Annotated in this window: 15 protein-coding genes and 1 tRNA gene; 2 read left to right on the top strand and 14 right to left on the bottom strand. The window is 41.4% G+C overall.

Going from position 1 to position 14,074, the window contains the following annotated elements; all coding sequences use genetic code 11:
* The first annotated feature begins 50 nt into the window (after positions 1 to 50).
* Positions 51 to 455 (top strand): pyridoxamine 5'-phosphate oxidase family protein, encoded by a 405-nt coding sequence (locus HXT44_RS05185; RefSeq protein ID WP_004106472.1) that lies wholly within the window; start codon positions 51 to 53, stop codon positions 453 to 455.
* A gap of 315 nt (positions 456 to 770) precedes the next feature.
* On the opposite strand, the gene HXT44_RS05190 is transcribed toward HXT44_RS05185, so the two are convergent.
* The 10 genes from HXT44_RS05190 to HXT44_RS05235 all read right to left on the bottom strand — a co-directional run bounded on the left by HXT44_RS05190 (position 771) and on the right by HXT44_RS05235 (position 8,695).
* Positions 771 to 1,220: a DUF3021 family protein gene (locus HXT44_RS05190; protein WP_004106474.1), complete on the bottom strand. Its 450-nt coding sequence runs from the start codon at positions 1,218 to 1,220 to the stop codon at positions 771 to 773.
* Positions 1,221 to 1,310: 90 nt separating this feature from the next.
* Positions 1,311 to 1,820 (bottom strand): LytTR family DNA-binding domain-containing protein, encoded by a 510-nt coding sequence (locus tag HXT44_RS05195; RefSeq protein WP_421782730.1) that lies wholly within the window; start codon positions 1,818 to 1,820, stop codon positions 1,311 to 1,313.
* Positions 1,821 to 1,969: 149 nt separating this feature from the next.
* Positions 1,970 to 2,788: a histidine phosphatase family protein gene (locus tag HXT44_RS05200; protein WP_285089275.1), complete on the bottom strand. Its 819-nt coding sequence runs from the start codon at positions 2,786 to 2,788 to the stop codon at positions 1,970 to 1,972.
* A 24-nt stretch (positions 2,789 to 2,812) separates the two neighbouring features.
* Positions 2,813 to 3,217, bottom strand: a complete 405-nt coding sequence (gene rsfS, locus HXT44_RS05205) for a ribosome silencing factor (RefSeq protein WP_064621532.1) — start codon at positions 3,215 to 3,217, stop codon at positions 2,813 to 2,815.
* A gap of 36 nt (positions 3,218 to 3,253) precedes the next feature.
* Positions 3,254 to 4,663, bottom strand: a complete 1,410-nt coding sequence (gene glmU, locus HXT44_RS05210; protein WP_012914347.1) for a bifunctional UDP-N-acetylglucosamine diphosphorylase/glucosamine-1-phosphate N-acetyltransferase GlmU — start codon at positions 4,661 to 4,663, stop codon at positions 3,254 to 3,256.
* A gap of 114 nt (positions 4,664 to 4,777) precedes the next feature.
* Positions 4,778 to 4,848: transfer RNA gene (locus HXT44_RS05215), tRNA-Gln, on the bottom strand.
* A gap of 91 nt (positions 4,849 to 4,939) precedes the next feature.
* Complete coding sequence (locus tag HXT44_RS05220; RefSeq protein ID WP_032837849.1) at positions 4,940 to 5,962, bottom strand: ribose-phosphate diphosphokinase; 1,023 nt, start codon at positions 5,960 to 5,962, stop codon at positions 4,940 to 4,942.
* Between the two features lie 96 nt (positions 5,963 to 6,058).
* Positions 6,059 to 6,871 carry a nicotinate-nucleotide adenylyltransferase gene (gene nadD / locus HXT44_RS05225; RefSeq protein ID WP_004108320.1) on the bottom strand — a complete coding sequence of 271 codons (813 nt, stop codon included), beginning with the start codon at positions 6,869 to 6,871 and terminating at the stop codon, positions 6,059 to 6,061.
* Positions 6,861 to 7,379 (bottom strand): hypothetical protein, encoded by a 519-nt coding sequence (locus tag HXT44_RS05230; protein ID WP_004108325.1) that lies wholly within the window; start codon positions 7,377 to 7,379, stop codon positions 6,861 to 6,863. Before HXT44_RS05230 ends, nadD begins: the two co-directional genes overlap by 11 nt.
* A 38-nt stretch (positions 7,380 to 7,417) precedes the next feature.
* On the bottom strand, positions 7,418 to 8,695 hold the full coding sequence (locus HXT44_RS05235) for a glutamate-5-semialdehyde dehydrogenase (RefSeq protein WP_064621530.1): 1,278 nt from the start codon (positions 8,693 to 8,695) through the stop codon (positions 7,418 to 7,420).
* 200 nt (positions 8,696 to 8,895) lie between these two features.
* Here HXT44_RS05235 and thrC point away from each other — a divergent pair, with 200 nt between their 5' ends.
* On the top strand, positions 8,896 to 10,422 hold the full coding sequence (gene thrC, locus HXT44_RS05240; protein WP_102703179.1) for a threonine synthase: 1,527 nt from the start codon (positions 8,896 to 8,898) through the stop codon (positions 10,420 to 10,422).
* Positions 10,423 to 10,481: 59 nt separating this feature from the next.
* Here the strand turns inward: thrC and HXT44_RS05245 are convergent, their stop codons facing one another.
* The 4 genes from HXT44_RS05245 to pgsA form a co-directional block, all read right to left on the bottom strand.
* The gene (locus HXT44_RS05245) at positions 10,482 to 11,150 is read right to left on the bottom strand and encodes a regulatory protein RecX (RefSeq protein ID WP_064621599.1); all 669 of its coding nucleotides are present in this window, start codon (positions 11,148 to 11,150) and stop codon (positions 10,482 to 10,484) included.
* 31 nt (positions 11,151 to 11,181) lie between these two features.
* The gene (recA, locus tag HXT44_RS05250; RefSeq protein ID WP_064621600.1) at positions 11,182 to 12,321 is read right to left on the bottom strand and encodes a recombinase RecA; all 1,140 of its coding nucleotides are present in this window, start codon (positions 12,319 to 12,321) and stop codon (positions 11,182 to 11,184) included.
* A gap of 205 nt (positions 12,322 to 12,526) precedes the next feature.
* Positions 12,527 to 13,216 carry a CinA family protein gene (locus HXT44_RS05255; protein WP_248893584.1) on the bottom strand — a complete coding sequence of 230 codons (690 nt, stop codon included), beginning with the start codon at positions 13,214 to 13,216 and terminating at the stop codon, positions 12,527 to 12,529.
* Between the two features lie 111 nt (positions 13,217 to 13,327).
* Positions 13,328 to 14,008 (bottom strand): CDP-diacylglycerol--glycerol-3-phosphate 3-phosphatidyltransferase, encoded by a 681-nt coding sequence (gene pgsA, locus HXT44_RS05260; RefSeq protein ID WP_076002943.1) that lies wholly within the window; start codon positions 14,006 to 14,008, stop codon positions 13,328 to 13,330.
* Positions 14,009 to 14,074 lie beyond the last annotated feature (66 nt).

Below are 14,074 nucleotides of genomic sequence, written 5' to 3' on the forward strand. Positions count from 1 at the left end.
TATAAATTGCGTACGAAGAAAGTACGCAATCTTGTTAGGAAAGGAATATTATGGCAACTCTTAGCGCAGATATGAAAGAATTTATTGCGAATAATTTGGCTTGGATTGCAACAGTAAGCAAAGATGGCGAGCTTGATTTGGGACCAAAAATGTCTATGTTCGTACTCGACGACAACCACCTTGCCTACCACGAGCGCACTGCAGGTCAGCATTATAAGAACTTGCAAGATGGCAGCCAGCTGGTTGTAGCAGTTGCTAATTTGGCAGAAAAGAAGGGCTATCGCTTCCGCGGAACCGTTACCCTTCACACTGATGACGCGATTTACGAAGAGCAAGTGCGTGTGGCTGAAGAAAAAGGTACGAAGAAGCCGGCTGCAGTTCCAGTTATGGAAATCACTGAGATTCAGGACTTGACTTCTGGAGCTACTGCCGGCAAAACTATTGCAAAAGATTAGTGCGTCGTCATTCAGTCGTGTGGATATTAGTGTGGTAGAGATTTGAGATTTTTCGCACTGAACGAAGGACGCTCGCGCGGGTAACGCGCTCACTACGAAACTCGCGTTGGAAGTCCACTGGACTTCCAACTTAAGCGAGTTTCCGCTCCGAGTTGCCTTCGCGCGCTACGCTTTAAACGCTCAGGCAGGTCGTCGCGCAAAACGCCGAATTAGTACGTCTATAGTAGGCGTCATACAATATCGAGTGGCGTTCGTCCTCAACGGCGAAGATGAACACCACTCAATTCTTTACTTGATTATTTAGTTGTCACTAATTTACTTGCTTTCTTTACGCAATGCTTTCAGTCTAGCGTTCATTTCTTTCGCTTTCTTCTTCTCGAAGTAATAAATTATTGCAGCAATAGGAATCGGTAAAATAACAGTGAACGCAATCCATCCGCAAATCACCGCTGGCTCATCTTTGAACGAAATCCATCCAACAATCACCGATACAATAAACTGAATAGCAATTGGCGGAACTAGCGCAAAAACGAACTTTGCAAAATTTGACATGCGTTCATTCGACCAAAAAATAGCGAACACTCCATATCCTATGCCTATAACAAACGATGCTACAGCATAAGATGCAATTCTATTTCCAACCTCACTATGCGCTAACAGACTTGATATAAAAGACATTACTGTAAAAATAGTGCACCCTATGCCAATGCCTTTAACAATGTTTTTTACCATTGTTTTACCTAATGTTGCAACTTGCTTTTCCATAATAATCGTTTCCTTTTTAAGTATTAAAATCTTGTATTGAAAAATTAGTATTAAAAATTTTGATAGTTTTATATTCAACTACGCTTAAAACTACATTCCTAAGCGCTTTTTGAACCCACCTAAGCATCTGCGACTAATCCACTCAACGCTTCCGTCGTCCATTTTTACGCTCATACTTCCGCCGAATCCTGGATCGACTCGAACAATGCGATTCAAGTTCACGATTGCGGATTTAGATATGCGCACAAACGACGCGAATTGCGGATTGTCGAAATCCATTAGGCGCTTGTAAGAAACGCACTCACCTTTATCACTGTGAATGATTACGCGCGAATTTTCAACGCAAATCATAATCACATCCGGCTCGTGCATAACAATAATCGAATCGTTAATATAACCGTATATGAATGGATTATTATTGCTTAATTTATCTGAAGTATTAATTTCAGTATTATTTTCAGCACTTCTTACATTTGCATCATTTGAGTCAATGCTTTGTAACTGAGCGATAATGCGCTTAAGCTCATCGTCAATATTGTGAATTGACAACTGAACTGACTGCTCTTCCTCAGGCGGAACAATAGCAATAGTTACTTTCATCAAGCCTCCTTTCCGTGCACTACTGTTAGCGTTTGTTAGCTTTTTGTTTTGTAATTTTGACTATACGGCACTGTAAATAGTCTGTCTTTACAAAATCGCTAAACGGTAGCTTTCGGTAATTAAGCGGTAAAAAGGAGATATTACGCAGATTAAGCCGCCCCCCAAATGCGAATAAGGCGCTGGCTTGTAGGGTCAGCTGCAGGACCTTGATCATAAGCATCCAAACGCCAATGAATCGAACCATCCGCGTTAAGACTTGGAATTAAGCGCGCCCAGCGACCATTTCCCATGCCACCAATCGTTTTGTAAGAAGGATCTACTTTATCTAATCCAAGCAGCTTATGAACAGTTTGCGAAAGGCAAGAGCCATGCGAAAACACTAGCAAATCGCGGTCTGCGCCAGTTTTGCGAGTCCAATCTTCTACTGCAGTAGCAGCGCGCTCTCCTACTTCCTGCTTAGCTTCAGCACCATGACGAAGCTCCCCGCCTTTACCTTCGACCCAAGCTTTGAAATCTTCCGGCCACTGTTCGCTAATCTGCTGGCGATTCAAACCTTCCCACTCGCCAAAGAAACGCTCGCGCACACCATTTTCAACTTGCACATGAAGCCCAATCTTATCTGCAAAAGCATGAGCAGTCTGTTGAGCGCGAATAAGTGGAGAAACAATCGCCACAAAACTCGCGTCCGCTTCTTCTGGCGTAATGCGCACGTGTTCAGTGCTGTTCGGGTCCTTTGGATCTTCTAAATCAGAAGCACCAAAAAGCACGCGCAAAGCTTTTCCAGAGCGAGTCACCTGATCCATTCCAGACTCATCCAAAGCAATATCAATCATGCCTTGCAAACGGAACTGTGCATTATACGGAGTTTGACCGTGGCGAATAAGCATAACAGAACGAGCAATTCCTTCATGCGCACTATTAATGGAATTATTTACGTTACTCGCAACATTTTCTACGAAATCAACCATGGTTTGTACCGTACTTTCTTCTTATTATTCAGTTTTGCTAGAATCTTCAGTTTCGCTAGCATGCTCTGGCAGCTGCAAATCGATTGCCGGGCAATCATTCCACAGGCGTTCCAAGCGGTAGAATGCTCGTGCTTCCTCATGCATTACATGAACTACAAAATCGCCAAAATCAAGCAAAATCCACTGTGCTAATTCCAAGCCTTCACGAGATAAAGCCTTGCGTTTGTTGTCTTTCAAGTACAAGTCTTTTTCGATTTCTTCTGCAACACCCAATACTTGACGCTCGTTTGAAGCAGAAACAACTAACATAGCATCCGTAATACCAAGCAAATCGCTTACATCAAAAGCCTGCTCGTTCGTTGCTTTCAAACGGTCTGCAGCAGCGGCAGCAATACGAATTGCACTAATTGAGCTTTCTAAAGCTGTCATAACGTTACTACTCCTTAATTCTCCAACAAACGCTTTTTAGCGTTCCCAAGCTGGCTTCCAATTTTCGACTACATGCTGAGTATTTTCAGAGTACACCATAGAATCAGCCGGAACATCGTGACGTACCACCGATCCAGCGCCGGTAGTAACATCATCTCCCACAGTAACCGGTGCTACAAACAGGTTTCCTGCACCAACGTGAGCACCAGAACCAATCGTAGTATGATTCTTATGCACTCCGTCATAATTTGCAGTAATCGTACCGCCACCAATATTCGTATGCTCACCCAAATCAGCATCGCCAATATAGCTTAAATGAGGTACTTTAGTGCCATTTCCAATATGAGCTTTCTTCATTTCTACGAAAGCTCCTGCTTTACTTTCCTCACCAAGTACGTTTCCTGCACGCAAATACGTCCAAGGACCAATGTTTGCAGCCCTACAAATATGCGATTCCTGTACACGCGAACGTTCAACCACAGCATCCTCATCAATTTGCGCATCAATAAGAGTCGTGTAAGGGCCAACTACAGCACCACTTGCAACCGTAGTACAACCTTGAAGGAAGCACCCAGGAAGCACAGTAACATCTTGTGCGAGCGTAACACTATCTTCAATCCAAGTAGTATCAGGGTCAAGAATAGTTACACCTTCAAGCATCCATTTTTCACACACGCGCTTATTATGTGCTTTTGCGAGCGCAGCTAATTGCACACGATTATTTACGCCCTCTACAGTAAGCGGATCTGGAGCAGACATTGCACCAACATGACCAAACTTTCGGGCATGTTCCAAAGCATCAGTCAAATAGAACTCACCTTGGGCATTTTGAGAGTTAAGATCTGCAATTGCGTCACATAATACAGTCGCATCGAATACATATACAGAAGTGTTCACTTCATGAATAGCAAGCTCTCCAGCATTTGCATCCTTATGCTCAACAATACGCAAAACGTCACCGTTTGCTTCGCGCACAATACGACCGTATCCAGTTGCATCGTCTAATACTGCTGTAAGAACTGTTGCCACATTGTTATTATTATTGTGAAAATCAACTAAAGACTGCAAAGTTTGCGTATCAAGTAGCGGCATATCGCTTGCGGCAATCAGCACAGCTCCTTTTAATGCTTCACCAGTTTCGTTTTTAGCAATTTCGTTAAGATCTTTAATAGCACATTGCACTGCTCTGCCGGTTCCAGGAGTTTCGTCCTGATTTACAATATGCACATTTTCGTTATAGCTAATAGCAGCAGCAGCTACGCGTTCAGCTTGAGCATGCACAACTACAGCTAGTTTTTTAGGATTTACGCCATTCATGGCATCCATAACACGATTGAGAAATGTTTTACCAGCAAATGGATGTAGTACTTTCGGAGTTTCTGAACGCATACGCGTCCCATCGCCTGCTGCCAAAATTATTGCCGCAGTTACATCATGCTTTTCCACGCATACGCTCCTTATACTATTTTAATAAATTTCGCTGTATGTAATTCTATTACTTATTAGCAGCGTTCAAAACAAAAAACGCCACTCGATTCAACGAGTAGCGCTTCAAGTAAGCTCCCTCACCTGGATTCGAACCAAGACAAAGGGTTCCAAAGACCCGTGTGCTGCCATTACACCATGAGGGAACGGCGGAAAAACCGCCAAGTCACTATTATGCCATAATATCGAAAAACGTCAAATTGGCGTGCCGAAAAGCAAACCGTACGAAATCAATACTTAAGCAAATAAGAATCCTTGTCCGTGATGCTCAGGATAAGTGTCGAAAAGCTTAGCAACCGAACCATCCTCAAACACTGCTTTAATAGCGCTTGCAAGAAGCGGAGCAATTGAAAGAACAGTCAAACCATCCCAACGCTTCTCTTCTGGAATTGGCACAGTATCAGTCAAAACAACTTCCCTAGCACCACAAGACTTCAAACGCTCGACTGCGGGACCAGAAAGCACGCCGTGAGTTGCAACAACTGTAACAGACTTAGCTCCAGCTTCCTTCAACACATTGCAAGCTCCTGCAATAGTTCCTGCAGTATCGATCAAGTCGTCAACCATAACGCAATCGCGTCCAGCAACGTCACCAACGACGCGATTTGCAACCGTCTTATTAGGGCAAGTGATATCGCGAGTTTTGTGCACAAAAGCCAAAGGACCGCCACCTAAGCGCTGAGCCCACTGTTCTGCTACGCGAATACGACCAGCATCAGGAGACACAACAGTTACGTTTGCAAGATCATCGCGGAAACGATCACGTACGTAATCAACCAAAACTGGCATAGCAATCAAGTGATCAACAGGACCGTCGAAGAATCCTTGAGACTGAGCTGCATGCAAATCGACGCTCATAATGCGATCAGCACCAGCAGTCTTTAGCAAATCAAACATCAAGCGGCAAGAAATAGGTTCGCGACCGCGATGCTTTTTATCTTGTCGAGAATAACCAAGCAACGGGCATACTGCAGTAATTGAACGAGCAGAAGCCCTCTTCAAAGCGTCAATCATAATTAACTGTTCCATAATGGACTTGTTAACAGGATCACTGTGGCTTTGAAGCACGAATACATCTGTACCACGCACAGATTGCGTATAGCGAACATACATTTCACCATTAGCAAAATCGTATGCCGTAGTTTCAAGTACATCAATTCCAAGCTGATCAGCTACATCACGAGCAAGCTTCGGATGTGCGCGACCGGTAACGAGAACAAGGTTTTTATCTGGCTTTCCTTCAAGGACGATGCTCACCATATCTCCAAACATTAGTTCGCTTTAATTCGCGAAATGAACATAATCAATACTAACTTTTTGCACAGACGATAAACGACAAGCCTACAAAATCAATAATTACGCACGATATAAACCATGCTTAACTATGTATTGAACTACTCCATCTGGAACTAAATACCACACCGGCTCACCATGCTCAGCTCGACGACGAACATCAGTAGAAGAAATAGACAACGCTGGAATCTCTAAAATATCAACCGGCAAATGCGTAGAATCACAATGAACCATATCGTCACGATTCGCCGCAATACCAGTATCATTCGTATGCATTTGGCGAGGCATTAACGGAGAATTAGAATCTGCTAGCTTTTCTGGTCTCGAATAGCCAGGACGAGTAACAGCCACAAATCGAGCCAAATTCCACATTTCGCGCGCATTTTTCCATTGCATTATTTCAGCAATAGCGTCAGCTCCAGTAATAAAGAAAAGCTCAGCATCCGGATGCTGCGCGTGAATATCTTTCAAAGTATCAATAGTATAAGTAACTCCAGGGCGATCAATATCAACCCTAGAAACAGTGAACTTTGGATTTGATGCTGTTGCAATAACAGTCATTAAATAACGATCTTCTGCATTCGTAACTTTTTTATCAAGCTTAAAAACAGGCCTACCGGTAGGAACGAAAATAACTTCGTCAAGATCATAAACCCAAGCAACTTCTGAAGCAGCAACCAAGTGGCCATTGTGTATTGGATCGAATGTGCCGCCCATAATTCCAATGCGCTGACGTTCATGCACATTGCCACGAGCAGAAGTACGTTTATGAACTGAATTCACAACCGCAGGAGGAGCCGCTTCTTTACCAGTAAACGCGCCATGAAATAGGTCAGACATGCGACGTTCTGCATCTTCGTGAATTTCAGGACTCATTCGCTTCAGATTCCTTGTCTTCCACTTGAGTTTCATTCACTAATCCAGATGCAACATTTGCGCTATCCGGATTAATATTGCCCATTTCTTCATCCCACTCATCTTTTACAACACGCTGGATTTCGGCAAAAGTTGGAAGAGGGAAATCTGGTTGATATGCACCACGAATTTTCGCTACAGATTCCGAAATTTTAGCAAGCATGGATGTCATGCCATCAATATCATGATCACGTTCTAATTCGCTAAACTTAATAATATTCTTTTCCATATTGCGAACATTTTTAAGAACATTATTAAACGAAGTTTCATCAGGAATAGTCACATCATTCGAATCAGAATCTGGCCAGCCCATCAACACTGCGTCAGCATACTCAAGCGATGAACGTTGCGATGCAGAAGCAATACCATCTTCAATTTGCACCAAAAAAACATATCGCACAATGGACAAACGTTCAGCAGCAACATCAAGCGCCTCAGCTGTACTCAAATTCACGTCATTATTAGGCATACTCTTACCTTACCGCCACGTAACTATTAAAACCAGTACTACTCGCGTATCTGCCCATCTCCGTAGCCGATCCATTTGGTTGTTGTCATTTCAAACAAACCCATAGGGCCTCTTGCATGCAATTTTTGCGTAGAAATACCAAGTTCTGCACCAAAACCAAACTCGCCGCCATCCGTAAAGCGCGTTGAAGCATTTACCATAACTACAGCGGAATCAACACTTGCAATAAAACTTTGAATAGTTGAATAATCTTCAGCAATAATGGTTTCAGTATGACCAGTAGAATATTTCGCAATATGAGAAGCTGCATCAGTATAATCATTTACAACTTTCACACCCATATTCAGCGACAAATATTCTCGCTTCCAATCTTCCTCAGTGGCACACTCAAGCTGCAATCCTTGAATATTAGCGGATTGTAAAATATCGTAAGATTTATCATCTGCATGCAAAATTACATTATGCTCAGCTAAAGCAGCAGCGATTTTTGGCAAAAATTCTTGCGCAACAGCTTTATGCACTAATAATTTTTCAGCAGCGTTGCACACGCCCACTCGTTGCGTTTTTGCATTAATAATAATCGGTACAGCTTTTTTAATATCAGCGCTTTTATCTACATAAATATGTACGTTTCCAGCTCCAGTCTCAATAACAGGAACCGTAGATTCTTGAACAACTGCTGCAATAAGATTTGCGCTACCTCTAGGCACAAGCACATCAATATGACCGTGAGCATGCATCATTGACGTAGCTCCGTCTCTTCCTAAATCATCAACAGACTGAATCAAATCAGCACTAAAGTTAGAATTTTTAAGAACCGATTGTATAACTTCAATACTCGCCTGATTCGTATGGAGAGCCGCGCTTCCACCACGCAAAATCGCAGCATTTCCAGATTTAATACACAAAGCAGCTACATCAATAGTTACGTTTGGACGAGCTTCGTAAATCATTCCCATAACGCCCATTGGAACTCGAATTTGCGAAAGTTTAATGCCATTAGGAAGAGTGTATCCGCGAACAACCTCTCCTACAGGATCTTGCAATTGTGCAATTTTTCGCACGCTTTTTGCAGAAGCTTGGATTCGCTCTTCGTCAAATTTAAGCCTGTCGAGCTTTCCAGCATCCATTCCTTTAGCTTCAGCTTCTTTAAGATCTTTTTTGTTAGCCTCAGCAATATTTGAAGCTGCATACTCTAAGGCATCTGCCATTTTTTCGAGAAGCGCATTTTTTGCGCGAGTGTCTGCATGAGCAAAATTACGCCACGCTTTGCGCGCACAATCCGCACGAGCATTCACTAAATCATCAACAGACAACGTTTCCCCCTATAGATTATTTGCCTAATCGCCAATTAATTAATAGTAAAACAAAAGCATTTATACATATGAGATTAGCACACGCCCATTCGCCCAGCACTTCAGGTACCATAATTTGATATAAGTTGTGTAAATAATTTACATAAATAATCTATGTAAGTAAAAAATATTCTCTATAAACAGACGGTTACGGAGTTATTATGGCATCAGATACAACTATTTTCCATAGCACTCGTTCGCTTAAGCCAACATGCACTTCAAAAGAAGCAATACGTAAAGGAATTGCTGAAGATGGCGGATTATTTGTAGCCGATAGCCTTGGTAGCGAGCGTTACGATATTTCTAAATTGCAAGGCAAATCGTATCAAGAAATTGCGCAAGATATTTTACAACTGTTACTGCCAGATTATACTTCAGAAGAGCTTTCTTCTTGCATTAAACTGGCATACGGCAATCAATGGGCTAATAACGCTATTACTCCACTCCAGCAGCTTGGAAACACTCGCGATTTTGTGATGGAACTTTTCCATGGTCCTACATGCGCGTTTAAAGACGTTGCTTTGCAAATGTTGCCACAATTAATGTCTCGCACTAAAACTCAACACGAAAACGAATCTGATATTGAAAAAAGCGTTATGATTCTAACTGCAACTTCTGGAGATACAGGTAAAGCTGCTTTGGCTGGTTTTGCTGATGTTCCAGGCACTTCTATGGTTACTTTTTATCCAGAAGGAAAAGTTAGCCGCGTTCAAGAATTGCAAATGACTACGCAGGTGGGCGAAAATGTGAAAGTTTGCGCAGTTCGAGGCAATTTTGACGATGCTCAAACTGGCGTAAAACAGATTTTCACCAATAGTGAGCTTAATAAAAATATTGAAGAATCTGCGAATACTGAATTGTCTTCTGCTAATTCAATAAATGTTGGACGACTCGTGCCGCAAGTCGTGTACTATTTTGCGGCTTATAAGCAACTTGTTGAGCGTAAAGCAATAGCTCTTGGAGACGAAGTTGAGTTTTGCGTACCAACCGGCAATTTTGGCGATATTCTTGCTGGATATTACGCAAAAATGCTTGGTCTTCCTGTAAAACATCTTATTGTTGCAAGCAATAGCAATAATGTTTTGTTTGATTTTTTGGTAAGCGGCACTTATAACCGTCAGCGCTCATTCCATCACACTGTTGCTCCTTCTATGGATATTTTGGTTTCTTCTAATTTGGAACGAATGCTTTATTACATGTGCGATAAAGACACGCGTTTAATACAAATGCTTATGAACGATTTACAGCAGTGGGGCGCTTTTGAGATTCCAGAAAATGTGCTTGCAAAGATTCGCTCACTGTTTGGCTGCGGTTGGGCAAATGAAGATCAAATTCGCGAAGCTATTTATGACTGCTGGAACAAGTACAAGTATGTGATCGACCCACATACTGCTTGCGGATTCTTCGTTATGCAAAATATTCCACATGACGAAAGCACACCTAGAGTATTGCTAAGCACTGCAAGCCCATACAAATTCCCTCGCGTTGTTGCTGAAGCTTTGAATATTGAGCATGTGCAAGATATGAATGATTTCAAATGCATGGACGCTCTTAGTAAAGCTACAGGAACTAAAGCTCCAAGCATGCTTAGAAATCTTGAAAATAAAACTCCACGCTTTAATGATGTTATTAATGTTGAAGATATGCCTGAGTATGTTTTAGCTCAAGCGCATAATTTCGCAAAATAATCATAAAGTTTTAAGCGAAAGAGGCTGGTTTACTTGTATAATCCAGCCTCTTTTACTATTCATTCGTTATTACTTTCGAATAAAGCTGCATACACTTCGTTAATAACGTTTAAATCATGACCTTTTCTTGCAGCTGCTGCGAAAAATCTTCGTCTTCGAACTAAAGGCTCAAGATTTCTCGTGCGCGAAGCCGTTTTGCGACCGAGTTCCCACGCTGCTTCAGTGAATACTCCAGAGTTTTGAGCAGAAGCTACATTTTGTGAAATAGCAGCAGGATCAACATTTTTACGCTGCAATTCCATTCGAGTAGCTCTAGCACCAAGAAGCCTCACTGCGCAAGAGCGAATCACCATTTGAGCGTATTGATTGTCATCAAGAAGATGCAATTCAAGCAAGCGATGAATAACCGCGTCAACAGCAACTTCCGTGTAACCTTTTTCTTTAAGCCTTTTGCGCATGTTCATCACAGAGCGAGGAGCATAATCTAAAAGCCTTAAAGCAGCTTCCCTGCAATCATCTTCACTACTATTGCAAAGTTCGTCGCTTAAATCACTTACTTTAGCGTTTTTTACATACGGCATGTTTTTTGTATTATTTTTTGCGCTTAAAAGTACTGACTTATGCGATATTTTTTTGCGAGTATGTGTCACTACACTATTACTTTCGTCATTTTCTTCAGCACGCTCTACTGGATGATCGCGAAGAAAATTCTCTACACTAATAGGCATATTGCATTCGCTTTACACTGTAATCTTATTATTACTTCGATTCGGATGACTTTTGTGCAGAATTTTTAGCTACAGAATCATCATCGAATTGATCTAGTTCAGAATCTTCAGCGAATTGATCTTCAGGATGCATTAAACCTAACGAAGCTTTGACTTTTTCGCTAATTTCTTCAGTAATAGCTGGATTATCTTTCAAGAATTTACGGACGTTTTCACGACCTTGTCCAAGCTGCTCACCTTCATAAGTAAACCAAGAACCAGATTTCTTAATAACTTCAGCTTGCAGTCCCATATCGATAACAGAACCTTCAGTCGAGATACCTTCTCCGTAAAGAACATCAAACTCAGCAGTTTTGAAAGGCGGAGCCATTTTATTCTTGACAATCTTAACTTTAGTTCGGTTGCCAACAGCTTCTTCGCCCTCTTTAATAGTAGAAACTCTGCGAATATCCATACGCACAGACGCATAGAACTTCAAAGCTTTACCACCAGTGGTAGTTTCAGGATTACCAAAGAATACGCCAATTTTTTCACGAAGCTGATTAATAAAAATAGCAGTAGTGCCAGCTTGTGACAGAGCACCAGTCATCTTACGCAACGCCTGACTCATTAAGCGAGCTTGTAAGCCCACATGACTATCTCCCATATCGCCATCGATTTCAGCTTTAGGAACTAATGCCGCTACAGAATCAACAACAATAACATCTAACGCACCAGAACGAATAAGCATATCAGCAATTTCCAATGCCTGCTCACCATTATCTGGCTGAGAAACAATAAGAGCATCCGTGTCTACTCCAAGCTTTCGCGCATAGACAGGATCCAACGCATGCTCAGCATCAATAAATGCCGCTACCCCACCATTTTTTTGAGCATTTGCAACAATATGCAAAGCAAGAGTTGTTTTACCAGAAGACTCAGGACCGTAGACTTCAACTATTCGCCCTCTAGGAACACCGCCAATCCCCAAAGCAGTGTCCAACGCTAATGAACCAGTAGGAATAACTTCTACATCTTGCATAGGTCTATCACCTAAGCGCATTGCAGAACCTTTTCCATATTGTCGTTCAACATTGGCTAAAGCAGTTTCTAACGCTGCTTGGCGACGTGGATCTGTTTTATCCGCATCAATAAGGCGATTAATACTGCCTTTACTTTTTGTTTGCGCCATGTATGCTACTCCTTTCGCATGCCGTTATGTATCGAACGACCTTAGTTCCATACTAGATTCAAGTACAAGCATTTTTGTGCAATGTGGATAAAACATTTAATCCAAGCACTTAAACACTTAACTCAGCTTAAATCATCTCGACAAACATAAGTATACTACATATGCGAACATTTGTTCGATAGCGCGTGTCTTGATTACACCCCAACTACTTACAATCTTCGACATAAGCAATCAAGTCATTAGCTATTCTCAATAACTGAAATACAGTAGATTCGCGAACTTCTTGACGACTGCCAGATAATCTCAATTCAAAAACAAAAGCAGCACTTGATGGCGCAATTTTAGTTACGCTTTGACTTTCGATTTGAGCAAAATCATAATCATAGACGTTACTCACACAGCCATTTTCAAGTTCTTTACGAGCTACATCTTTAACAGAATCCATAACATCACTAACTTGAGGCAAAAATATTCCAACATAAACTAAACCTGCTGGTTTATTACCATCAGGACCAGGACCTGCAACACCAGTTGTAGACAAGCCAATAATAGGAAAATTTGCACAACACTCACAATCTTCCTCATACATCCATCCACTGCCACGATATATTTGAGCAGCTCCAATCGCCATTTGAAAAGCAACATCCTGGTAAACCGCGCCTTCAGATTGTAAAAGATTAGAATTTACGCCAAGAATTTTGGATTTAGCATGAATATCATAAGTGACAGCAGATCCACAAAAAACTCGTGACGCACCAGGAACAGAAACAAAAGCATCAGCCAAAAGCCCGCCAGTTAACGACTCTGCTGAAGCAATATGCATTCCTTTAATAAAACTTTTTTCCAATAGATCCGCAGCTAAAGAAACTGTATTAAAACCTGAAGAATTATTCATAATACGCTCGATATGATTGTAGCTTACGATTTTCCAAAACATAAACCCTTTAGGGATAATCTATGAAAAACCGTAAGCTACAAACAAGAAGTTTAACTCGTTATATTTTATTTACTTCACAGGAGACAAAGGCACTGCATTTTTTGCATCATCAACTTGAGATTCGCTATTTGAAGAACCCTCAAAGAAAGCACTATAGACATACAAAACTGCAGAATAGAAAGCAAAGCCCAAAGAAATACCAAGCAAGCCAAAAGCAACTGCATAGTAAGAAACCATCCAAGAAGGCAATGGATTAGCATGAAGAGTTGCAACAAGAGGTGCAATAATCATTGCAATACCAATCGACTGCGTAAGAGTCTTATATTTTCCTGCAGAGGATGCAGCAATTACCCTTCCACGAACATTAACAACATAAATTCGCACAAGAGTAATGGCAATTTCGCGAATCATGAACAAGATGGTTATCCACCAATAAATTTCGCCGAAAACAGAAGCAATAATAAGCGCAGCTAAAATAAGAATTTTATCCGCAATTGGATCAAGCAACTTACCTAATTCTGTAACCTTATGATATTTACGAGCCATCCACCCGTCAAGCTTATCCGTAGAAGCAGCTACAACAAACAGCACAAACGCAGCCCAACGCAACGAAACTGAATCAAAACCCCATATACCTGCTTTCAAATATAAAACAATAAAAACAAGCGAAAGCAAAATACGGATATAAGTCACAATATTCGGAGCATAATTCCAGCCAACAAAAAATGATGACTTAGCTTTTTTCTTCATACACATAACCTTCATTCTACTGCAAAGTAAAAACTTCTAGCACATCACACAACTTGGTACTGCACA

Origin of the sequence: Gardnerella sp. DNF01198P (assembly GCF_049244165.1) — a bacterium.
Classification (GTDB): Bacteria; Actinomycetota; Actinomycetes; order Actinomycetales; family Bifidobacteriaceae; genus Bifidobacterium; species Bifidobacterium swidsinskii.

What these genes read in the sequence shown, in the direction of transcription:
- HXT44_RS05195 (WP_421782730.1), bottom strand. Translation starts at nt 1,820, where the DNA reads ATGAAAGTAACTATTGCTATTGTTCCGCCTGAGGAAGAGCAGTCAGTT.
- HXT44_RS05230 (WP_004108325.1), bottom strand. Translation starts at nt 7,379, where the DNA reads ATGCCTAATAATGACGTGAATTTGAGTACAGCTGAGGCGCTTGATGTT.
- HXT44_RS05200 (WP_285089275.1), bottom strand. Translation starts at nt 2,788, where the DNA reads ATGGTTGATTTCGTAGAAAATGTTGCGAGTAACGTAAATAATTCCATT.
- pgsA (WP_076002943.1), bottom strand. Translation starts at nt 14,008, where the DNA reads ATGAAGAAAAAAGCTAAGTCATCATTTTTTGTTGGCTGGAATTATGCT.
- HXT44_RS05185 (WP_004106472.1), top strand. Translation starts at nt 51, where the DNA reads ATGGCAACTCTTAGCGCAGATATGAAAGAATTTATTGCGAATAATTTG.
- thrC (WP_102703179.1), top strand. Translation starts at nt 8,896, where the DNA reads ATGGCATCAGATACAACTATTTTCCATAGCACTCGTTCGCTTAAGCCA.
- nadD (WP_004108320.1), bottom strand. Translation starts at nt 6,871, where the DNA reads ATGAGTCCTGAAATTCACGAAGATGCAGAACGTCGCATGTCTGACCTA.
- rsfS (WP_064621532.1), bottom strand. Translation starts at nt 3,217, where the DNA reads ATGACAGCTTTAGAAAGCTCAATTAGTGCAATTCGTATTGCTGCCGCT.
- HXT44_RS05190 (WP_004106474.1), bottom strand. Translation starts at nt 1,220, where the DNA reads ATGGAAAAGCAAGTTGCAACATTAGGTAAAACAATGGTAAAAAACATT.
- HXT44_RS05220 (WP_032837849.1), bottom strand. Translation starts at nt 5,962, where the DNA reads ATGGTGAGCATCGTCCTTGAAGGAAAGCCAGATAAAAACCTTGTTCTC.
- HXT44_RS05255 (WP_248893584.1), bottom strand. Translation starts at nt 13,216, where the DNA reads ATGAATAATTCTTCAGGTTTTAATACAGTTTCTTTAGCTGCGGATCTA.
- recA (WP_064621600.1), bottom strand. Translation starts at nt 12,321, where the DNA reads ATGGCGCAAACAAAAAGTAAAGGCAGTATTAATCGCCTTATTGATGCG.
- HXT44_RS05245 (WP_064621599.1), bottom strand. Translation starts at nt 11,150, where the DNA reads ATGCCTATTAGTGTAGAGAATTTTCTTCGCGATCATCCAGTAGAGCGT.